The sequence below is a fragment of the Thermaurantimonas sp. genome (assembly GCF_046299575.1).
In the GTDB taxonomy this organism is placed as follows: Bacteria; Bacteroidota; Bacteroidia; order Flavobacteriales; family Schleiferiaceae; genus Thermaurantimonas.
Genome location: NZ_JBKBHX010000001.1, coordinates 162,416 through 184,441, shown reverse-complemented (window position 1 = coordinate 184,441; position 22,026 = coordinate 162,416). Strand labels below are relative to the sequence as shown.

Here is a 22,026-nt window from a genome sequence, read left to right as displayed (position 1 = left end):
AAGTTGTAATGGAATACAATCATCGCGACATTGAGAAGCGCTGGGCTGAGTACTGGCGTCGACATAGACTTTATGAAACCAAAGAAGATCCATCGAAACCAAAATACTATGTACTCGACATGTTTCCCTATCCTTCAGGAGCAGGGCTTCATGTGGGTCACCCACTAGGCTACATAGCAAGTGATATTTACGCGCGCTATAAGCGCCATAGAGGCTACAACGTACTCCACCCGATGGGCTACGACAGCTTTGGGCTTCCTGCTGAGCAATATGCTATACAGACGGGGCAGCATCCGGCCATCACCACTGAGCGCAACATACAGCGCTACCGTCAGCAGCTCGATCAGCTTGGACTGAGCTACGACTGGAGTCGCGAGGTACGCACAAGCGATCCAGCCTATTACAAGTGGACTCAGTGGATCTTCCTTAAATTTTTCGACTCGTGGTATAACAAAGACACCGATAAAGCTGAGCCCATTCAGTCGCTCATTGCGCATTTCGAAAAGAATGGCACCCGAGGGATCAATGCAGCCTGCACCGAACCGTTGGAGTTTTCAGCTCAAGATTGGGCGAATTTTTCTGAAGAAAAAAAGCAAGAAATTCTCCTTAACTACCGCCTGGCCTACCGTTCAGAAAGCGTGGTAAACTGGTGCCCGGCACTCGGAACTGTACTTGCCAACGACGAAGTAAAAGATGGCCTCTCTGAGAGGGGTGGACATCCGGTAGAGCAAAAAAAGATGATGCAGTGGAGCCTTCGTATCTCGGCTTATGCCCAGCGATTACTCGACGGTTTAGACACCATAGACTGGAGCGAAGCACTAAAAGAATCGCAGCGCAACTGGATCGGCCGTAGTGAGGGTGCACTCATCCGATTTGCGACTGATCAAGGACCTACTATCACAGTTTTTACTACTAGGCCAGATACGCTCTTTGGTTCTACGTTTTTGGTTTTGGCTCCGGAGCATGAGTTGGTTAATGCAATCACAACTGATGTTTACAGAGCAGATGTCGAGGCCTATCTATCGTACGTAAAATCGCGCAGCGAGCGCGATCGCATGGCCGATGTAAAAACCGTTACTGGTCAATTCACCGGTTGTTATGCCATTCATCCGTTTACGGATGAGAAACTTCCCGTTTACATTGCCGAGTATGTATTATCGGGCTATGGTACAGGAGCCATCATGGCTGTGCCGGCCCACGATGGTCGCGATCATCGCTTTGCCTTGAAGTTTCAATTGCCCATTCGCCAGGTGATTGATCCAGGCTTTGAATGGGATTTTTCAAAAGAAGCATACGAAGAAAAAGTCGGAATCTCAGTAAATTCCGATTTCATTTCTGGCTTACAAGTTCCACAAGCCATACAGCGCATGATCGAAGAATTGGTAGCTCGCGGCATTGGCCAGCGCAAGGTCAACTACCGACTTCGCGACGCCGTCTTCGGTCGCCAGCGCTACTGGGGCGAGCCCATCCCGATTTATTACAGAAACGGAATTCCCTGCCCATTGCCCGTCGATCAGCTCCCATTGGAATTGCCACCGATTGACAAATATCTGCCTACGGAAGAGGGAGAACCGCCATTAGCGCGTGCCCAAAACTGGTACTACATTGACGATAAAGGCAATCATTGGCCGCTTGAAACCACTACAATGCCCGGCTGGGCTGGCAGTAGCTGGTACTACCTGCGCTACATGGACCCTCACAACGTACACGCGCCTTTTTCTAAAGATGCTGAAAACTATTGGCAGAATGTAGATCTCTACATGGGCGGCTCTGAGCATGCCACTGGCCATTTGCTTTATGCTCGATTCTGGCATAAGTTCCTATTCGACCTTGGCTATGTAAGCACTCAGGAGCCCTTCCGAAAACTCATCAATCAAGGAATGATTCAAGGCATGAGTGCTTTCGTGTACCGAATTAAGGGCGAAAAGCGCTTTGTTACTTACAGCAAAAAAGAGCAGTACGACACCCAGGCACTGCACGTCGATGTATCGCTGGTGGAAAACAATACCTTGAATATTGAAGCCTTCAAGCAGTGGAGGTCAGAATATGCTGATTATGAGTTTATAACTGAAGACGACGGCTCCTACAAGGTAGGTCGTGAGGTTGAAAAAATGTCGAAATCGAAGTATAACGTAATTAATCCTGACGACATCGTCGAAAAATATGGGGCCGACACCCTGCGGGTGTACGAAATGTTCCTCGGACCTATTGAGCTTTCAAAACCTTGGAATACCGACGGCATTACGGGAGTGTACAATTTTTTGAGAAAATACTGGCGCCTGCACTTCGATGCAAAAGGCAACTTTACTGTATCAGACGAAGATCCTACAACTGATGAATTAAAAGTTTTGCACAAGACCATTAAAAAAGTAACACACGACATTGAAAACTTCAGCTACAACACTTGCGTTTCCGCATTTATGATTTGCGTGAACGAGTTGTCGGCTTTAAAGTGCCACAAAAAACAGATTCTTGTGCCACTGGCTGTACTGCTTGCTCCTTTTGCTCCTCACTTAGCAGAGGAGTGCTATCAAAAAATGCAACCTGGAGAGTCAGTCGTACTGGCAGCGTGGCCTGAGTGGGATGAAGAAATTCTTGTGGAAGACGCATTTGAATATCCTGTGAGCTTCAATGGAAAAACCCGCTTCAATATCGTACTTTCTAAATCACTTTCAACAAAAGAAATCGAAGAAGCTGTGCTAACTGAACCAAAAACTGCAAAATACCTCGATGGCAAGACGCCCAAAAAAATCATCGTAGTGCCAGGCCGAATTATTAATATTGTAATCTGATGAAATTACCTAGACCCTATACCCTCTCCGAAATCGCTAACTTACTTCAGTGCGAATACAAAGGCGATAAAGACCAACTAATTACCGGCTTTAACGAAATTCACCGCGTAGAGCCAGGCGACATCGTATTTGTCGACCACCCGAAATATTACGTCAGAGCGCTTCAAAGCCCAGCTACAGTCATTCTGATAAACAAAAAGGTAGATGTACCTAAAGGCAAAGGCTTGCTAATCTCCGATGACCCATTTCGGGATTTTAACAAGCTCACCCGTTTCTTTAACCCCACCACGTACAACTCCGTGCCTATTTCAGAAAAGGCCAGCATTGGCGAAGGCACAGTAATAGAGCCTTATGTAACAATAGGTGAGCGGGTGATCATAGGCAAAAACTGCATCATCCACAGCGGAGTGCGCATACTCAATGACACTACTATTGGCGACAATGTGATTATTCAGCCAAATACAGTTATTGGTTCTCACGCTTTTTACTATAAAAAACGCCCCGAGGGTTACGACCGATTGCTCAGCGGTGGAGGTGTACTCATTGAAGACGACGTGGAGATAGGTGCAGGCTGTACCATCGATCGAGGAGTGACTGCTACTACCCTTATTGGCCGAGGCACTAAGATCGACAACCAGGTACAGATCGGTCATGACACCATCATTGGAAAAAACTGCCTCATCGCATCACATGTAGGCATTGCCGGCTGTGTGGACATTGGCGACGAAGTCATCCTCTGGGGGCAGGTAGGTATAGCTTCAGGTCTAAAAATCGGATCAAAAGCTGTACTCCTCGGACAATCGGGTGTAACCAAAGACCTGGAAGGCGGAAAAACCTACTTCGGATCTCCTGCCGAGGATGCGCGCAAAAAATACCGGGAATTAGCGAGTATTCGGGTACTTCCAGAGATTATTGAGCGCTTAGAAATGGATTAGCATAACCTTTTGTTTACATTTGCCGTTCTTAAGAAAAAATCAAATTACTATGAAAAAAACCACAATCGCACTACTGTCGACCCTCTTCATTAGTGCTATAGCCTGTAAGAGAGATGATAATAATCAACCTCAACAAAAATCACTTTCTGAAATCATTGTTGGTGGTTGGGAACTTACCAAAATGGACATTTCGGCAAAAGCTAATTTTCTCGGACAACAAGTCGACATCGTAGGAACAGGATCAAACTTCACAGGCGTTGCCACTTTTAAGGCCAATCCAAAAGAAATCAGCTCTACGGCCAGTGCTACTGTAGGTATAAAAATTGTGCTCGGTGGTACCGAAATTCCTTTTGATACCCTAAGCTTTGAAAATGTATTTGACCTCTACAAATACAACGTTCTGAGCAACCAACAACTTCGCCTAATTGGTCCAGAACAAGATACTATCAACATCAACGTAAAAGCCTACACCGAAAACACCATCGAAATGGAATTTGTGGAAGATATCCCTGATGAAACCACCGGTCAAGTCGTAAAAACAACCTTCAAAGTAAACGTTCGCAGAAAGTAAATCTTTCAGAAGACAGAGCTAAACCGTCCTCTACATGGGCGGTTTTTTTATTTAGCAACTTATAATACAAGCTGCCTGAGTACTCGTACTTACTTCACGAGTACCTTTGCGAATACAAATAATACCATGTAGCTTTGGAAAAAAATGTGATCCGCGAAGCTCTGAGTCATGTTACGGCTCAGGGCGATAATGCCAACATTCTCGAAAGCGGTCGCCTCCGCAATCTTCAAATCTTCGGTGATGAGGTGATTGTAGATGTCGAATGCCCATCACCTGCATTACACATTAAAAAGAAACTCGAAGTAGATATCCTTAAGGCAATTCACGACCACGCCTATCCTAAGGCAAAGGTTAAAGTAAATGTAATCGTAGCCGAGTCAGCTAAAGAAGAAACACCACGCCTTCGCGGCAGCGAACTGCCCGGAGTAAAAAACATCATAGCCATTGCATCAGGTAAAGGAGGAGTGGGTAAATCAACCGTAGCAGCTAATATCGCTGCTGGTTTAGCCAAAATGGGCTTCGAAGTAGGGCTGGTAGACGCTGACATTTATGGGCCAAGTATGCCCATCATGTTTGATGTGCCTCAGGCACGCCCACTCTCCATTCAGGTGAATGGCCGGGGTATGATGCAGCCCGTTGAAAGCTACGGAGTTAAGATCCTGTCCATTGGATTTTTTGCCCAGTCAAATCAAGCTGTAGTGTGGCGCGGCCCAATGGCCAGTAAAGCCCTAAACCAACTCATCTGGGATTCCTATTGGGGCGAGCTCGACTTTATGATTGTCGATTTGCCACCCGGTACAGGCGATATTCATCTTTCGCTCGTACAGAGCGTGCCGCTTACCGGTGCAGTTATCGTCACTACACCGCAGCCGGTATCTCTTGCCGATGCGCGCAAGGGCGTAGCTATGTTTCGCATCCCGTCAATCAATGTACCTGTACTCGGTTTGGTCGAAAACATGAGTTGGTTTACGCCTGCCGAATTACCCGAAAATCGATACTACATCTTCGGCAAAGACGGCGGAAAATACTTAGCAGAAGAGTTAAATGTTCCCCTACTTGGCCAGATTCCCCTTGTACAAAGCATTCGCGAAAGTGGAGACGTAGGGCGTCCGGCTGTTCTTCAAGACGGAACGCCCGTAGCTGAAGCATTCATGCACCTCATTCGCCGGATGATCGAAGAGCTCATGATTCGCAACGAAATGCTCCCGCCTACCGAAGTGACCCGCATTACCACTATGGCAGGGTGCAGTGCCGTTAAAAAATCGTAAATACGTATGATAAACGACTTTCTTCAACTCAAGCTTCACAACATCAAAGCTATTCTCTTTGATGCTGACGGAGTTCTTACCAATGGCCAGATCATCATCGATTCTAAGGGCGAAGAAATAAAAGCTTTTCACGTAAAAGATGGGCAGTTCTTCCCCTTCATGCGATACTGTGGATTCATTCTCGGATGCATTTCAGGCCGTCATTCTCAATCCCTTTCCACACGAATGGAAGCGCTCAAAGTACATTTTGTAAAAACAGGCGTAAAGAAAAAACTCGAAGCCTATGAGCTTTTCAAACAGACTTATCAACTTACCGACGAACAAATAGCCTTTGTCGGAGACGACATCAACGACCTCAAAATTCTTCGCAAAGTAGGCTTCTCTGCTGCACCGGCCGATGGATTGGTACAGCACTACCACCCGGTTGATTACATATGCGAAGCAAAAGGAGGAGAAGGCGTTCTGCGCGAGGTATTCACAATGATTGTCGAAGCCCAAAGCCTCGAAGACAAACTCGAAGAATTCATCGAAAACGAACTCTGAATGACGCTTTTTGAATATTCCAAAACAAACCCTGTAATCGTTGCAGGCCCATGTGTGATGGAGAGTTATGAGCTCATGGCCGAGGTGGCTCAAACGCTTGCCGCCATCAAGGCCCGCAAAGGTTTCCGAATCATCTTCAAAGCCAGTTTTGACAAAGCCAATCGCACCTCCGTCAACTCTTTTCGTGGGCCTGGTCTCGAAAAAGGTCTTACCTGGCTTTCCGATATCAAAGCTACTTTTGGTTTAGAAGTTACCACCGACATACACGAGAGCCATCAGGCTGCTCCTGTAGGCCAAGTAGCTGACGTAGTTCAAATACCAGCCTTCCTTTGTCGCCAAACCGACCTTGTAGTAGAAGCTGGAAAAACGGGTAAAATCGTCAATATCAAAAAAGCCCAATTCCTTACAGCTGCCGACATGAAGTATCCGGCCGAAAAAGTTCTATCAACCGGAAATTCACAAATCTGGCTTACTGAACGTGGTAATATGCTGGGATACAACAATTTGGTGGTCGATTTTCGCAATATTCCCGCTTTGCGACAGCACGGTTTCCCTGTGATAATGGACTGTACTCACGCAGTGCAGCAACCGGGTGGTGGCGTCACCGGCGGCAATCGCGCCCTCGTTAAGCCCATGGCACTGGCAGCCAAAGTCTTCGGTGCTGATGGGTACTTCTTCGAAGTTCACCCTGAGCCCGAAAAAGGCCTTAGCGATGCCGCCAACATGTATCGTTTATCCGAATTTGAAGAACTTCTAGATACTTTATTTGCATAGATGAGCTCAGAGGAAATCCTGCACATTGCTCGCCAAACCTTCGACATAGAAATTCAATCGCTCCAGCGCACTGCCTCTTTGCTGGGTCCATCTTTCGTTAAGGCCGTACAAGCTATTGCTGCCTCACGCGGTAAAGTGATTGTTACCGGCATGGGCAAGTCGGGGCACATTGGTCACAAGATTTCAGCTACATTGGCCAGCACAGGTACACCGAGCTTTTTCATGCATCCGGCCGAAGCCTATCACGGTGACCTCGGCATGGTGGGGTCTGACGATGTCGTATTAGCCATCAGCAACTCAGGCGAAACCGACGAAATTCTCAAACTTATACCCTACCTGCGCCACAATGGTAACACCCTCATAGCCCTCACAGGCAATGAGGGCAGCACTCTTGCGAGAAATGCGCATATTCACCTGCTCATAGCCATCACACGCGAAGCCTGTCCGCTTGAGTTGGCTCCAACCTCTTCCACCACTGTCACTCTGGCTCTAGGTGATGCGCTCGCCGTAAGCCTTATGAAAATTCGCGGTTTTCGCGAAGAGAATTTCGCCCGCTTCCATCCCGGCGGCAGTCTTGGCAAGCGCCTACTCAATCGAGTGAAAGACTACATGCGCACCGATTGCCTACCTGTCATTTCACCTGATAGTCCATTAGCCTCTGTCATATCAACCATGAGCGAGGGCCGACTTGGTCTGGCCATTGTGGCAGCCGATCAGCGCGCAGTTGGCATCATCACCGACGGCGACCTGCGTCGCCTCCTCGAGCGCCGTGGCAAAGAGGCCTTCGACCTCACCGCCCATCAAATCATGACCCCACACCCCAAAACCATCTCCCCAGAAGCCAGCCTAAAAGACGCCGAACAACTTATGGTAGCCCACAAAATCAACTCCCTTATCGTTCAAGACGATGCTACTAGCACCATTGCAGGTGTTATCCAGATTTACGACATTTAAACACTTTAGCTCATCCACCCATCCGTACCACTGCTCAATCTTCTAACCGAAAAAATACCCTACTTTTGACCCAAACCGCACATACAATGGCATACAACTTACTCAAAGGAAAAAAAGGAATCATCTTCGGAGCGCTTGACTCCAACTCCATCGCCTGGAAAGTAGCTGAGCGCGCCCACCAAGAAGGCGCCACCTTCACCCTCACCAATGCCCCTGTAGCCATGCGCATGGGCGAAATCCAAAAGCTCGCCGAAAAAACTAATTCCCAAATCATAACCGCCGACGCCACTTTGCTCGACGACCTCGAAAAACTCTTCTCCCAATCCATGGAAATCCTCGGTGGCCCCGTTGATTTTGTGCTCCATTCCATTGGCATGTCAGTAAACGTGCGCAAGGGTCGTCCCTACACAGATCTCAATTACGAGTGGCTCACCAAAGGCTGGGACGTCTCAGCCGTCTCTTTCCACAAGGTACTCCAGACTGCATGGAAGCTCGACGCCATCGCTGAGTGGGGCAGCGTAGTAGCTCTCACCTACATAGCCGCACAGCGCACCTTCCCTGACTACAACGATATGGCCGAAAACAAAGCCTACCTCGAATCCATCGCACGCTCTTTCGGCTATCACTACGGAATACGTAAGAAAGTCAGAATCAATACCATATCCCAATCACCCACCCGCACCACCGCCGGCAGTGGAGTTAAAGGCTTTGACGCATTCATCGACTATGCTGAAAAAATGTCACCTCTCGGCAATGCCACTGCCGACGATTGCGCCGATTACTGCATCACCCTTTTCAGCGACCTCACCCGACGCGTTACCATGCAGAATCTCTATCACGACGGTGGTTTCTCCAGCATGGGCGTCTCGCAGCTTATCATGGAGCATTTTGGCAAGTAATTTTTTGCAAAAATTTATCCCAAAGCACCGGCACCTTAGGCCGGTGTTTTTGTTATCTGCGATGTAGCTAAATTCACTTACCTTGTGTACACAGCATTATTAAAAAAAATTATTTTGTTCTTTTTATTAGGGCGTGTCCCAGACGAAGGCGCCCACTGGCGCCTTGTCTGGGTCGGGCTGGTGGCTCATATTCGCCTTGTACGCTGGCGCGGCACATCGGGCTGCGGTGGCTTCACCTGTCGCCTCCTCGCCCTGTGTGCCGCCTGCCCGCTCGCTGCGGCTCATACCCGCCACTATCCCTCACGCGCGGCTCACTTCGTTCGCCTTAGCTATCCCTTTTCCCTTCATTGGAATTGCCTCAGACTGCTGTCACTAGCCCTATGTGTATTCACTGCCAGCCCTACCCACGCCCAGTTTCGAGCTCAGGGCTATCTGCGCTACTTCCCCATCCTTACAATCGATCGCACCGACCTCAGCACCTCCCCTCTCAATCACACCCTGCATCAGCGACTCAATCTCTCCTACCATCACCGATCCCTGAGCATCTATGCCGGCCAGCGCACCCGCCTCTTTTCCGGCCCAAACGTCTCTAACCCCTTCTTCAAAGCCTTTCTCGAGACCGACCTCAACGGCCCCATCGACGCCAGCTATGTCCTCCTCCAGCACAGCAACTACCTGTTGCACACCATCACCGACCGCCTCTACCTTGACTTTAAAGCCGACAACTGGCAGCTCTCCATCGGTCGTCAGCGCATTAACTGGGGCATCAATCCCGCCACCAATCCCCAAGATCTGTTTAACAACTATTCCTTCTTCGACTTCGACTACCAGGAGCGCCCTGGCGCCGATGCCCTTCGCTTTCAGCGCTTTCTTTCACCCACATCCCGCTTCGAAATTGCCCTCGCCCCCGGGCGGAAACGCCTGAGCTCAGACCCTGGCTGGTGGCAGCCGCGCAATTCTGTAGCTGCTGCTCTGTATTCCTTCAACATATCGGGCTACGATCTGCAGTTTACCGCCGGCTACTTTCGCCACCGCTGGCACGCAGGCTTTGGCTGGGCCGGCGCCCTCTGGAAGCTCGGCTTCAAAGGCGAATTCTCCTACTTCCGCGACCTTGAGCCACTGCCTGCTCTTCCACCCTCCAATTACACCGCCACCATCAGCCTCGACTACGGGTTTGGCAGCGGCCTCTTCATCACCCTCGAAGCCACCCGCAATAAGCGCCAGAATCCACTCGCCGGCGGCCTCAGTCCGCTCACTGCCATCATTCCCAGGCGGGCTGACGACGTAGCCTTTTCAGAATGGCAGGTGCTGGCCGTGGCAGCTTACCCTATCAGCCCGGTGCAGTCGGCCAATTTCTCCGCCATGTGGCTTCCCGATGAGCGCATATGGTTTGCCGGACCCTCTTACACCTACAGCGTCTGGCAAAACATTGACCTCAATTTCCTGGCTCAACTCTTCTTCGCACCCACAGGTAATCTGCTGAATGCCAGTGGCTACAACTTCGCTCTGCTGGCCACCTGGAGTTTTTAATGAGCCGAATGAAATTATACTATAACTATTTTTTTGAAATGTTGTTACGCGTAAATAGAAAAAATTTCAAATGAGCATTTTTTTAAAGTTTTCCTGTTTATAAATCAAAAATCCCGATAGACAATTTTAATCAAACTATTCAAAGCAAGTTAACAGAGAATTAATCTCAAATACAAGCAAGAAAATTTTACCAACTAAAAAGTAAAATCATAGGTATTAGCTTGTTAAAATATCCGTTTTGAATAATAAAAATGCTGTTTCACAAATAAGTAAATTTTCTCACAATCATCCTAAATAGGATCAAAAAAAATTTGAACAGATTAAAAATTATGATGCTATGAAAAATATCTTTTTGTTTAGCTTTCTTTTAGTGGTAAATGCTGTTTTTTCTCAATCAATCATTGGCAGGTACGAGCAAGAAACTGCAAATGCCCCCAAAGGATTTAAATTCAGTGAAGAGGATGTAGTGGTACTCGTGACCAGCAGTCTTCAAAAAAATCTGGGTTTCTGGAATTTTTCCAAAAAACAGATTTTATGCAATGCTTGATACTAAAACAGAGGATGGAGCAGTTTACACCATACCAAAACAGAAAATAGGCAATACGATATTGAAATCGGTTGCATTGTTTACGATAGCGAAAAAAATCGGATCGTAATCTCTATAAACAACCGCCAAGATTGCGAAGGCTACGGCAACCTCGAAGAAACTTTTTCCGTAGGTAAAGGTGGAGTAAAAGGTGGAGGTGTTAATATATCGAGCAAGGGAAATGTAAAGGTGGGCGATGTTATAAGCATTAAAAATGGCGATGTGAATGTAAATACAAAAAAAATTATGGAGGGTATTACCCTTATAGGTACAAAAATTTAAAACACATCCATTCTAAATGTATTAAAAACCGGTTGAAAAACCGGTTTTTCTTTTTTTGATTTGTCCATTGTGATTTTGAAAAGAAAAAAAGTCATTGACTAAAGAAAATTTGTACATCTTATCTTTTATAATATTAGTGTTTTTTAAAGAGCTTTAATAGATGTTTCAAGGCCAAAAAAAGGAGTAACCCAGTAGCTAAACCAAGATTATTAAACCAAAAATCGGAAATTGAAGTTTTCCTGCCGGGAACAAATTTTTGTAGAATTTCAAGAATTCCACCAGTCATACTTAAAATAAAAAATCCAACCAATAATAGTTGGGGTTTCAGCTCTGATTTGCAAAAAAAATGGGTGATTGCAAGTAGGTAAAGAAATATTAAAACGGCAAATGCTATTGAGTGAAGTAATTTATCATCTTGTTCTACAAGAAATGACGAAAGCTCATATGAGGGTGACAACAGCAATCGCATCAAAACAAGGCTGTAAATTGAAAAAGGAATCCAGTAAATACTTTTTTTCATAAAAAGAAAAAGGGCAGAATTGCTTCTACCCTTTGTTATGAGCTTTAAACCACATTATGCTCCGATTAGATTTTTATACTCCTCAGCGGTGAGAAGCCCGCTGCGATCGGATGGATCTTTCAGGCGAACTTTGATCATCCAGCCGGCGCCATAAGGGTCGCTGTTTACCAATTCTGGATTGGAATTAATCTGCTCATTTACTTCAATGATCTCACCAGATACGGGTAAGTAGAGATCAGATACTGTTTTAACTGCTTCAACACTGCCGAATACAGATTCGCGATCGAGTGTCTGACCAAGGGTTTCAATTTCCACAAATACGATATCACCAAGCTCGCTTTGAGCAAAATCAGTGATGCCTACCGTAGCCACTTCACCGTCAAAGCGCACCCATTCATGGTCTTTCGTGTACAAGAGTTCTGAGGGTATATTCATGTTACTCGTTTATTAATGAGGCAAAATTAAATCGATGATATTTTATTGAACTTCAAAGTTTCTGCATATTCAAAAAGTATTTTGCCCATATAGTTGTGCTTATTTCAAGTTATTAACAATTTGTGTGGATTAATTCTGTGTTAAGTTTTAATAAATCCTCAACCTTTCAATCCTCCCAGCGAATTTTCAGTAGGTTGTACAACTAAGGCGATGCTGTGTTGTTAAAAATTTAGAGAATTTGTGAAAAACTAACTTTTGGTACTCCAATTTTTTCTTTTGAGCTTTGAAAGCGTCTTCGAAAAAACATCTTGACTCAGTTTCAATAGTTTATGTAATTAATTGATATACAAAATATTAAAATAAAAGGCTATGGCTACAGAATTTGAAAGGTCAACCGAACCCTTGCTAAGAGAAAATAAAGATCGCTTTGTGCTCTTCCCCATCCAGCATCACGACATTTGGGAGTTTTACAAAAAAGCAGAAGCGTCCTTTTGGACGGCTGAAGAAATAGATCTGCAGCAAGACCTCTCTGACTGGAATAATAAACTGAACGACGACGAGCGCCACTTCATTAAGCACATTCTGGCCTTTTTCGCTGCTAGCGATGGGATTGTAAATGAAAATCTCGCCGAAAACTTTGTTAACGAGGTACAGTACACCGAGGCCAAATTTTTCTACGGCTTCCAGATAATGATGGAAAACATCCATTCCGAAACATATTCGCTGCTCATCGACACCTATATTAAGGATCCTGAAGAGCGCGACAGACTCTTTCACGCTATCGAAAACTTTCCAGCTATAAAGGAAAAAGCTGACTGGGCTCTGCGCTGGATCAAGTCGCCTTCCTTTTCTGAGCGCCTTATAGCCTTTGCCGCCGTTGAGGGAATATTCTTCTCAGGAGCATTTTGTTCTATTTTCTGGTTGAAAAAGCGCGGCTTGATGCCAGGCCTCACCTTCAGCAATGAGCTCATTTCGAGAGATGAAGGCTTACATGCCAACTTTGCCGTGCATTTACACAACCACCACCTGGTCAATAAAGTCAGCCCGGAGCGCATCACCCAAATTCTCGACGAAGCGCTTAGCATCGAGCGTAAATTCATTACAGAGAGCTTGCCAGTGCGCCTGATCGGGATGAATGCTGAACAGATGACTCAGTACCTCGAGTTTGTGACCGATAGACTACTCACAGAACTGGGTTGTCCTAAACTCTACAATGCAACCAATCCCTTTGACTTTATGGAGCTCATCTCACTCGAGGGCAAGACAAACTTCTTCGAACGCCGTGTGTCAGAATATCGCAAGGCACGCGTAAAAGTGCATGAGCCTGAAGCTTCTTCCGTGGTTTCGACTGACGAAATCGCTTTTGATGCTGAATTTTAATTGAATCATAAAAAAAGCATTAAAGATGTTTGTAATCAAAAGAGATGGTCGCCGTGAACCAGTGAAGTTTGACAAGGTGACCTCGCGTATCGAAAAACTATGCTATGGCCTAAGTCCTCTGGTCAATCCAATTTCAGTAGCACTAAAAGTAATTGAAGGTATCTACGATGGGGTGAAAACCACCGAACTCGACAACCTCGCAGCTGAGGTGGCCGCCTCTATGACCACTACCCACCCCGACTATGCCATGCTGGCCTCGCGCATAGCTGTGAGCAACCTGCACAAAAACACCAAAAAATCCTTCTCAGAGACTATTAGGGATTTATTTCACTACATCAACCCGAAAACCGGAGAGCCTGCACCACTGATTGCCGATGACGTATACGAAATCGTGATGGAAAACGCTGACTTGCTCGATAGCGCCATCATCTACGACCGCGACTTTGGGTACGATTACTTCGGTTTCAAAACCTTGGAGCGCTCATACTTGCTTCGCATAAATGGCCAAGTGGCCGAGCGCCCTCAGCACATGCTCATGCGTGTAGCCATCGGCATCCATAAGCGCGACCTTGATGCAGCGCTCGAGACCTACGATCTCATGAGCAAGCGCTACTTTACTCATGCCACACCTACCCTTTTCAACGCCGGTACCCCAAAACCACAGATGTCGTCGTGCTTCCTTCTGACGATGAAAGACGACAGCATCGACGGTATATACGACACGCTGAAACAGTGTGCAAAGATTTCGCAATCAGCCGGCGGTATCGGTTTGAGCATACACAACATTCGAGCTACAGGCTCGTACATACGCGGCACCAATGGCACAAGCAACGGAATCATCCCTATGCTTCGTGTCTTTAACGATACAGCGCGTTATGTAGATCAAGGAGGTGGAAAGCGCAAAGGGTCCTTTGCCATATACCTCGAGCCTTGGCATGCCGATATTTTCGACTTCCTGGATCTGAAGAAAAATCACGGAAAAGAAGAGCTCAGAGCGCGCGACCTCTTTTATGCACTGTGGATTCCCGACCTCTTCATGAAACGTGTAGAGTCTGATGGCAACTGGACTCTCATGTGTCCTAATGAATGTCCGGGCCTGTACGATACCTATGGCAAGAAATTCGAAGAGCTCTACGAACAATACGAACGTGAAGGCCGTGGCCGCAAAACTATAAAAGCCCGAGAGCTGTGGCAGAAAATCATCGAGTCACAAATTGAAACTGGTACGCCTTACATGCTCTATAAAGATGCCTGCAACGAAAAAAGCAACCAGAAAAACCTTGGCACCATTCGCTCCAGTAACCTCTGTACAGAGATCATCGAGTACACTTCGCCCGACGAAGTAGCCGTGTGCAACCTAGCGAGCCTTGCACTGCCGATGTTTGTGGAGGGCAATCAATTTAACCACCAGCTCCTTTACGACGTCACCTACCGCGTTACTATAAACCTCAACAAGGTAATCGACCGCAACTTCTATCCTGTGCCTGAGGCAGAGCGCTCTAACAAGCGTCACCGTCCGATAGGGTTGGGCGTACAGGGCTTGGCCGACACTTTCATCAAGCTTCGACTGCCATTTACCAGTCCTGAGGCCAAGAAGCTCAACAAAGAGATCTTCGAAACCATCTACTTTGCCGCCCTCAACGCTTCTTGCGACATGGCTATCTTCGACGGGCCATATGAAACCTATCCGGGCTCACCCATTTCAAAAGGACTGTTTCAGTTTAACCTTTGGGGTGTAGATGAAAAAGAACTCAGTGGCCGTTGGAATTGGGCTGAACTGCGCGAACGCATCTTAAAACACGGCGTGCGCAACTCTTTGCTCCTGGCTCCTATGCCCACAGCCTCTACATCTCAGATACTTGGAAACAACGAGTGCTTCGAGCCATATACTTCAAACATCTACTCTCGACGTGTGCTTTCCGGCGAGTTTATCGTGGTAAACAAACACTTACTACAAGACTTAATGGCACTCGGACTCTGGAGCGAGGAGATGAAAAACGAAATCATTAAAGCCAACGGCTCTATTCAGCACATCGATATCATCCCGCAGGAAATACGCGACATATACAAAACCGTTTGGGAGCTCAGCATGCGCGATATCATCGACATGGCTGCCGACAGAGGTATCTTCATCGACCAAAGCCAATCGCTCAATCTCTTCGTAGAATCGCCTAACATAGCTAAGCTTACCAGCATGCACTTTTATGCCTGGAAGAAAGGCCTGAAAACCGGCATGTACTACCTCCGTACCAAGCCTGCTACTGACGCGATCAAGTTTACCGTATCGAAAAACTCAAATCTCGAAAAGCCAAAACTTGAAGCTACTCCCAATCCGCTTCACAGATTTTCGTACGCTGAGCGCGAGGCAGAGAAGAGAGCCGCTGAAGAACTAGCGCGAAAGCGCATCGAAGCGCTCTCGCAGCGTACCACTGCTGGCCCCATCAACAAAAGCGAAGGTGTAACTCAGCCCGATCTCTTCAGCAGCCAGCAAGACCAGGTATCTGCATCTACTGAACAGCAGGCCATAGCCTGCAGCATCGACAATCCCGATGCCTGTGAATTTTGTAGCTCATAGTCCGAGTTTTTTAACGCCAAAAAAAGCCGGGATTTATCACCGGCTTTTTCTTTTTTAACCATAAAAAACCACTGCATGGCACAAATCATTCTAATTGCTGCAATGTCCCAAAACCGCGTGATTGGCCGTAACAATCAGCTCATCTGGCACATTCCATCCGACTTGCGCCACTTCAGACAGCTCACTCTTGGGCAAATCGTTGTGATGGGCAGGCGTACCTTCGAATCCATTGGTCGCCCATTGCCCAAGCGTACCAACGTAGTGATTACCCGTAACCCACACTTTCAAGCTGAAGGGGTTCAAGTTTATCACTCCCTTAAAGAGGCTCTTGAGGCTTTTCCATCTTCTGAACGCATTTACATAGCCGGCGGAGCCGACATTTATCGCCAGGCACTTCCCCTGGCTGATTTGATGGAGCTCACCATTGTTCATCGCGATTACGAAGGCGATACTACCTTTCCGGAGTGGAATCCCTCAGAGTGGGAGATTATTCAAACAACGCAGGCTACCGACACCGATGGAACCCAGCCCGTCTCACTCTCCTTTGTTACTCTGTTACGTGTTAAAAAGCAAGAGAAAAACTGAAATACTGGAAGACTTCAAAAACTCATAATCTTACACACCGCTAAACATACCATTAACACCTCAGAAACAACTGTTAATCGTATTTTCGCGGCCTAATCAATACATCAACCACGGGAAAAATGGCTCAGTACGAACTCATCATGCCCAAAATGGGGGAAAGTGTGGCCGAAGCCACCATTATCAAATGGCTTAAAAACGAAGGCGACCGCATCGAACTCGAAGAAGCTGTACTCGAAATTGCCACTGACAAAGTGGACAGCGAAGTGCCCTCACCCGTGGAAGGCATTTTGGTAAAAAAACTATTTAATGAAAACGATGTCGTAAAAGTGGGGCAAGCCATTGCTCTCATCGATACAGCTGCCAACGGCGCATCGGCCACCGCAGCTGCTCCTGCACCGGCCACAGCCGAAGCTGTTGCGCAGGCTGAATCATTGATGGCTAAAGCAGTTGAAACCTTGCAACCAGCTACTGAAATTAAATCAATCGCAGGACGATTTTACTCACCGTTGGTGCGCTCCATAGCCGCCCAGGAAGGCATCTCTCAGGCCGAGCTTGACTCCATTCCCGGCACTGGATCCGAAGGACGCGTTACCAAAAATGACATCCTTAATTATCTAAAGAATCGCAAAGCTGCCCCTGCTGCAGTAACAGCTCCAGCTCCTGCTGTTTCAGCGCCGGCTTCTGCCTCTGCTCCTGCAGCCTCGCAGCCCCAACCTGCAGCAACGCTCCACATCAAGGCGCCCACCATCGAACCCATGCCGGGCGACGAAATCATCGAAATGGATCGCATGCGCCGTCTTATAGCAGATCATATGGTGATGAGCAAGCATGTGTCGCCCCACGTCACCAGCTTTGTGGAAGCTGATGTCACCAACATCGTGCTTTGGCGCGAGCGCGTGAAAAAAGACTTCGAAAAACGCACCGGTGAAAAACTTACGTACACTCCTATCTTCATTGAAGCCATCGTAAAAGCCATAAAAGACTTTCCGATGATCAACATTTCGGTAGATGGCTATAATATCATCAAACACCGCGACATCAATATCGGCATGGCCACCGCATTGCCCAGTGGCAACCTCATTGTACCTGTCATTAAAAACGCTGATCAGTACAACCTTGTTGGCCTTACCAAAATGGTAAATGACCTGGCCAACCGTGCCCGCAACAACCAACTCAAACCTGACGATATAAAGGGCGGCACTTACACTATTAGCAATGTAGGTACTTTCGGCAACGTACTTGGCACACCGGTGATTAATCAACCTCAGGTAGCAATTATGGCTGTTGGCGCTATCCGCAAGAAGCCTGCTGTGCTCGAGACTCCTCAAGGGGATGTCATAGCCATACGCCACATGATGTTCTTATCTCATTCATACGATCATCGCGTAGTAGATGGCGCACTTGGCGGTAGTTTTGTTCGTCGTGTAGCCGACTACCTTGAGCAATTTGATATTAACCGGGATTTTTAATCCCCACGCATTAACATATGGAGCTTCACCTCACTCGGCCATTGGCTTTTTTCGACATTGAGACTACAGGTACCCATTTCTCACGCGATCGAATAGTTGAGATTTGCATTCTAAAGGCCCTGCCTGATCATTCTACACAGATACGCACCTGGCTTGTCAATCCCGGTATACCGATACCTCCGGAAGTTACTGCTATTCATGGCATTACAAATGAAATGGTAGCTGACAAGCCCTACTTCAAAGACGTAGCCCGTGAAATCAACGCCTTCATCGGCAATGCTGATCTGGCCGGTTATAATTCCAATAAATTCGACATTCCAATGCTGGCCGAAGAGATGCTGCGCGCTGGTGTAGATTTCGACCTGAGCAAGCGCCGGTTTGTAGACGTGCAAAACATCTTTCACAAGATGGAACCTCGCAATCTCGCAGCTGCTTACCGTTTCTATTGTCAGCGCGAGCTCGAAAATGCTCACTCAGCAGAGGCCGATGTTACCGCCACATACGAAATCTTAAAAGCCCAGCTCGACCGCTACCCCGAGCTGAAAAACGATGTCGCATTTCTTAGTGAATTTTCAACCCGAAACCAAAACGCTGATTTGGCGGGATTTATCGCTTACAACGCTGAAGGTAAAGAGGTGTTCACCTTCGGAAAATACAAGGGCCTTACCCTTGAAGAGGTCTTTGAAAAAGACTCAGGCTATTACTCCTGGATGCTCAATGCTGATTTTCCCCTCTACACAAAAAAGGTCCTCACAGCCGTACGCCTTAGCAAGATGACTGCCAAATGAGATGTTCTGATTTTTTTAATAATCATAAATCTTTTTCCTTTTGGGCGTGCACCGGATAAAGATTTTCAAACTTTCGTATGTGCACCTCTTGCACAACTGCCCTACAGCTCTTGTCACCAATCTTGATCAGATAAACTCAGCCTTAAACCGATGAAAATCGTTTGCGTTGGAAGAAATTATGCCGATCACGCCCGCGAGCTCGGAAATCAAATACCCGAAGAGCCTGTCCTTTTCATCAAGCCCGATAGCGCCATTTATCCTCACAAAAATTACTACATACCTCATATCACGAGCGAATTGCACTACGAGTGCGAGCTTGTAGTGCGCATCGATCGGGTGGGGAAGCACATCGCCCCTGAATATGCCCACACATACTATTCACACCTCACTCTAGGCATCGACTTCACGGCCCGCGATCTTCAGAATGAGCTCAAGTCCAAAGGCTTACCCTGGGAGAAGGCCAAGGGCTTCGACGGCTCTGCAGTAATCGGCACATTTGTACCAAAAGATCAGTTACCACCCATAGATCAGCTCGGCTTCCAGCTCTTGATCGATGGCCAGGTGCGCCAGCATGGCCACACCAGTCACATGCTTTACCCGGTAGATCGCCTGATAAGCTACATCAGCCAGTTCTTTACCCTTAAAAAGGGTGATCTCATCTTCACCGGCACTCCGGCTGGCGTAGGGCCTGTGCATCCAGGCATGACTTTACAGGGCATTCTTGACTTAAAACCTGTTCTGGATCTACATATTAAAGCGTAGAGTAATAAGGCATTCCCTTCTTTAAGGGATAAGAATTGCTATTTTTTTTTATTTTTTTAAATTGAAAGCCTTTCTACAGGTCTTTTAAAGAGTGGTCCATTCCACACAAAGGTGTGGTATTCACCGTTTTCGCCGGCTGGATCGATATGTGCCGGCAGCGAGGCGATCAACTCTTTGCTGAGCTCTGAGCCTACAAGCGATGTCGGCAAGTCAGGATGGCCAACAGCACAGATCTGAGCTTGGTAGCCCAAAGAGAGGAATTCGTTGACCAAATCATTCGAATTTCTGCCCCATAGAGGAAAGACGGCTTCTATGCCCGCCTTGCGACAAATCATTTCTTTATACTCTCGCACATCTTTTAAATGTATGTCGCCAAACACGCATACGTCAATTCCACGAGTTTTCATCAGCTTGTATTCGGCTATCACAAGCTGTTCATACAGATCGTTGCTCAAGGGCCAGTTGAGGTACAGCTTTCGCGTATGTATGCCCAGCGATAGGCCTTGTCGTGTGATGAGAGCTTTAGGCACCTGGTGTATCGGCACCGCCTGAGTTGCTCGATCAATGGTGACAAACAGAAATTTCACATCGTACCACTGCGCAGTGAGCGCATAGTGCAGTACAAGCATGCTGTCTTTGCCTCCACTCCAGCTTACAAAAGCACTTTTCAAGATCAGCAGAGATTTTTAAAAATTATACCTTACGCCATTCAGAATGTTGTACACGTGATTGCGTATACCCGCGGGTGGATTGGTATCGTACATGTAATTAAGATTAATAATCAAGTCAAAATGGCGGGTAAGTTTGGTAAAAACATTTGCTTCCCAGCTGATTCGGTGATCATATGCCATAAACCATATTGGCTGATAATACACCGCCATTACGAGCGTCAAATTGTTGTCTGCTCTGTAATTGAGGGCGGCATAGGAGCTTAGCCGCAAGTCGTTGTTTATTTTTCCGTTGCGCTCTATTTCGTACTCATGCATCAGTGGAGTGATACCTGTAAAAAACGATAGTACCCGCTTTTGAACAATTTTAAAGCGAAGACCTGTACCCAACAAATTGCGAAAACGCACGCCCAAAAGGGCATTGTACTGCTGCTGTATGAACGACTCCCATCTCAAAAAATGACCAGTCTTGAGGCTTCTAGTTGAATCAAGTGGAATTTCATCAACTTTGTACGTGTATCGAAAATGGACAAATCCGGAGTTAGCAAAAGTTTGCCCTTCACCGCTTACAAAGCGCAATTCGCTGAGTACCAAAAAATTTCGCTTGTAGGTTTGGCGTTCGATGGTGTTTAATGTGCGAAAGGTGAAGTATCGCTTGCTGTTTTGTTCAGCAATCAGCTGCCATTCAGTGCTGCCAAACCATCCAATCGTATCAAACTGCTGCCTACGTCTCTCAATATTCATTATTTGTGCTTGCAAAGAATACAACTGTAGTATTAGAGACAGCGTAAAAAGTACTTTTTGATGGTTTTTCATCTCCTTTTATTCACCAAATACACCCCAATTAAAATCGTTGATACACCTAATAGATGAAAAAAACCGAGTTGCTCACCATCGTAGGCACCCCACATCAGGGCCACTACAGGTATGAAATATGTGACCGATGACGAAAAAAGTGGGCTGGTCATTTTAATCAGTTGATTAAAGACAATGATGGCCAAAGCCGAATTGACCATACCGAGAAATGCGGCAATGCCCAGATTGGTGTATCCGAGCGGATGTGTTGTTAGGCGATCGATAAAATCTGTTGAAAGCAAGTAGACCAGGCTAGGTGGTCCAACCACTGATAGTGATAGCCCTGTGATGGCGATGCTGCGCATGTGCTCGAGCTTTGAAGATATTGTGTTGATGCTGAGCGCATAGCAAATCGTTGACGCTATGGCCAGGCTGCCATAAATGAGGTTTGGATTTACCTCAAGGTTTAGTTTGGGAAACAAAAGCAGCAGGGCTCCTGAAAATCCGACAATTACCCCTAAAACTTGAATAGGTTTAAAATTTCTACCAAAAAATATCGACCCTGTAATAAGCGTAAAAAGCGGCACAAGGCTGTTAAAAATCCCTACCAAACCGCTATCTAAGTGCTTTACAGCCAGAGGAAACAAGTAATAAGGAATACCATTACCCAATAGGCCTACCCACATCAGTGGCCAAAAGTCCGATTTTCTAATTTCTTTGAAATCCTTAACTGACAAAATAGCTGCTAGTAGCCAGGCAAATACGATGCGCAGTGCTCCCATCTGGTCGTAGGTGTAAGTGCGCAGCCCTTTTTTCATAAGCAAGAAGGAGCTGCCCCACACAATAGCAAGTGTGGCAAATAGAAACCATCTCACCCACTTTTTCTGCATCAATAATACTTGAACCCTCTTTGGT

The 22,026-nt window shown here is 46.7% G+C and carries 21 protein-coding genes; 16 read left to right on the top strand and 5 right to left on the bottom strand.

The genetic code is table 11. From position 1 onward, the window contains the following. Positions 1 to 8: 8 nt before the first annotated feature. The 10 genes from leuS to ACK4EX_RS00680 all read left to right on the top strand — a co-directional run bounded on the left by leuS (position 9) and on the right by ACK4EX_RS00680 (position 10,813). Entirely contained in the window at positions 9 to 2,792 is a 2,784-nt protein-coding gene (gene leuS, locus ACK4EX_RS00725; protein ID WP_409768760.1) for a leucine--tRNA ligase, read from the top strand. Then, on the top strand, positions 2,792 to 3,727 hold the full coding sequence (locus tag ACK4EX_RS00720) for a UDP-3-O-(3-hydroxymyristoyl)glucosamine N-acyltransferase (protein ID WP_409768757.1): 936 nt from the start codon (positions 2,792 to 2,794) through the stop codon (positions 3,725 to 3,727). Before leuS ends, ACK4EX_RS00720 begins: the two co-directional genes overlap by 1 nt. A 49-nt stretch (positions 3,728 to 3,776) precedes the next feature. Then, positions 3,777 to 4,298 carry a hypothetical protein gene (locus ACK4EX_RS00715; RefSeq protein WP_409768754.1) on the top strand — a complete coding sequence of 174 codons (522 nt, stop codon included), beginning with the start codon at positions 3,777 to 3,779 and terminating at the stop codon, positions 4,296 to 4,298. 134 nt (positions 4,299 to 4,432) lie between these two features. Then, complete coding sequence (locus tag ACK4EX_RS00710; RefSeq protein ID WP_409768751.1) at positions 4,433 to 5,566, top strand: P-loop NTPase; 1,134 nt, start codon at positions 4,433 to 4,435, stop codon at positions 5,564 to 5,566. Positions 5,567 to 5,572: 6 nt separating this feature from the next. Beyond that, positions 5,573 to 6,109 carry a KdsC family phosphatase gene (locus ACK4EX_RS00705; RefSeq protein WP_409768748.1) on the top strand — a complete coding sequence of 179 codons (537 nt, stop codon included), beginning with the start codon at positions 5,573 to 5,575 and terminating at the stop codon, positions 6,107 to 6,109. Beyond that, complete coding sequence (gene kdsA / locus ACK4EX_RS00700; RefSeq protein WP_409768745.1) at positions 6,110 to 6,883, top strand: 3-deoxy-8-phosphooctulonate synthase; 774 nt, start codon at positions 6,110 to 6,112, stop codon at positions 6,881 to 6,883. After that, positions 6,884 to 7,837, top strand: coding sequence for an SIS domain-containing protein (locus ACK4EX_RS00695; RefSeq protein ID WP_409768742.1), 954 nt, complete (start codon positions 6,884 to 6,886; stop codon positions 7,835 to 7,837). It begins immediately after the preceding gene. An 86-nt stretch (positions 7,838 to 7,923) separates the two neighbouring features. Then, on the top strand, positions 7,924 to 8,736 hold the full coding sequence (locus tag ACK4EX_RS00690) for an enoyl-ACP reductase (protein ID WP_409768739.1): 813 nt from the start codon (positions 7,924 to 7,926) through the stop codon (positions 8,734 to 8,736). Between the two features lie 84 nt (positions 8,737 to 8,820). Continuing rightward, positions 8,821 to 10,266 carry a hypothetical protein gene (locus tag ACK4EX_RS00685; RefSeq protein ID WP_409768736.1) on the top strand — a complete coding sequence of 482 codons (1,446 nt, stop codon included), beginning with the start codon at positions 8,821 to 8,823 and terminating at the stop codon, positions 10,264 to 10,266. 337 nt (positions 10,267 to 10,603) lie between these two features. Continuing rightward, positions 10,604 to 10,813: a hypothetical protein gene (locus ACK4EX_RS00680; RefSeq protein WP_409768734.1), complete on the top strand. Its 210-nt coding sequence runs from the start codon at positions 10,604 to 10,606 to the stop codon at positions 10,811 to 10,813. Positions 10,814 to 11,267: 454 nt separating this feature from the next. Here ACK4EX_RS00680 and ACK4EX_RS00675 read toward each other — a convergent pair whose 3' ends face one another. After that, entirely contained in the window at positions 11,268 to 11,654 is a 387-nt protein-coding gene (locus tag ACK4EX_RS00675) for a VanZ family protein (RefSeq protein WP_409768731.1), read from the bottom strand. Between the two features lie 54 nt (positions 11,655 to 11,708). After that, positions 11,709 to 12,089, bottom strand: coding sequence for a glycine cleavage system protein GcvH (gcvH, locus tag ACK4EX_RS00670; RefSeq protein ID WP_409768728.1), 381 nt, complete (start codon positions 12,087 to 12,089; stop codon positions 11,709 to 11,711). A gap of 369 nt (positions 12,090 to 12,458) precedes the next feature. Between gcvH and ACK4EX_RS00665 the strand changes: the two genes are divergently transcribed. The 6 genes from ACK4EX_RS00665 to ACK4EX_RS00640 all read left to right on the top strand — a co-directional run bounded on the left by ACK4EX_RS00665 (position 12,459) and on the right by ACK4EX_RS00640 (position 19,648). Further along, on the top strand, positions 12,459 to 13,469 hold the full coding sequence (locus ACK4EX_RS00665; protein WP_409768725.1) for a ribonucleotide-diphosphate reductase subunit beta: 1,011 nt from the start codon (positions 12,459 to 12,461) through the stop codon (positions 13,467 to 13,469). A gap of 25 nt (positions 13,470 to 13,494) precedes the next feature. Then, on the top strand, positions 13,495 to 16,044 hold the full coding sequence (locus ACK4EX_RS00660; protein ID WP_409768722.1) for a ribonucleoside-diphosphate reductase subunit alpha: 2,550 nt from the start codon (positions 13,495 to 13,497) through the stop codon (positions 16,042 to 16,044). Positions 16,045 to 16,119: 75 nt separating this feature from the next. Further along, the gene (locus ACK4EX_RS00655) at positions 16,120 to 16,629 is read left to right on the top strand and encodes a dihydrofolate reductase (protein WP_409768719.1); all 510 of its coding nucleotides are present in this window, start codon (positions 16,120 to 16,122) and stop codon (positions 16,627 to 16,629) included. Between the two features lie 119 nt (positions 16,630 to 16,748). Beyond that, a complete protein-coding gene (locus ACK4EX_RS00650) occupies positions 16,749 to 18,098 on the top strand; it encodes a dihydrolipoamide acetyltransferase family protein (RefSeq protein ID WP_409768716.1) in 1,350 nt (449 codons plus the stop codon). Positions 18,099 to 18,115: 17 nt separating this feature from the next. After that, entirely contained in the window at positions 18,116 to 18,886 is a 771-nt protein-coding gene (locus tag ACK4EX_RS00645; protein WP_409768712.1) for an exonuclease domain-containing protein, read from the top strand. 150 nt (positions 18,887 to 19,036) lie between these two features. Continuing rightward, positions 19,037 to 19,648 (top strand): fumarylacetoacetate hydrolase family protein, encoded by a 612-nt coding sequence (locus tag ACK4EX_RS00640; RefSeq protein WP_409768709.1) that lies wholly within the window; start codon positions 19,037 to 19,039, stop codon positions 19,646 to 19,648. Between the two features lie 56 nt (positions 19,649 to 19,704). Here ACK4EX_RS00640 and ACK4EX_RS00635 read toward each other — a convergent pair whose 3' ends face one another. The 3 genes from ACK4EX_RS00635 to ACK4EX_RS00625 form a co-directional block, all read right to left on the bottom strand. Next, positions 19,705 to 20,319 carry a hypothetical protein gene (locus tag ACK4EX_RS00635; protein WP_409768706.1) on the bottom strand — a complete coding sequence of 205 codons (615 nt, stop codon included), beginning with the start codon at positions 20,317 to 20,319 and terminating at the stop codon, positions 19,705 to 19,707. A 15-nt stretch (positions 20,320 to 20,334) separates the two neighbouring features. Further along, on the bottom strand, positions 20,335 to 21,060 hold the full coding sequence (locus ACK4EX_RS00630) for a DUF481 domain-containing protein (RefSeq protein WP_409768703.1): 726 nt from the start codon (positions 21,058 to 21,060) through the stop codon (positions 20,335 to 20,337). A 68-nt stretch (positions 21,061 to 21,128) separates the two neighbouring features. Next, positions 21,129 to 22,001, bottom strand: a complete 873-nt coding sequence (locus ACK4EX_RS00625; RefSeq protein ID WP_409768700.1) for a DMT family transporter — start codon at positions 21,999 to 22,001, stop codon at positions 21,129 to 21,131. Positions 22,002 to 22,026 lie beyond the last annotated feature (25 nt).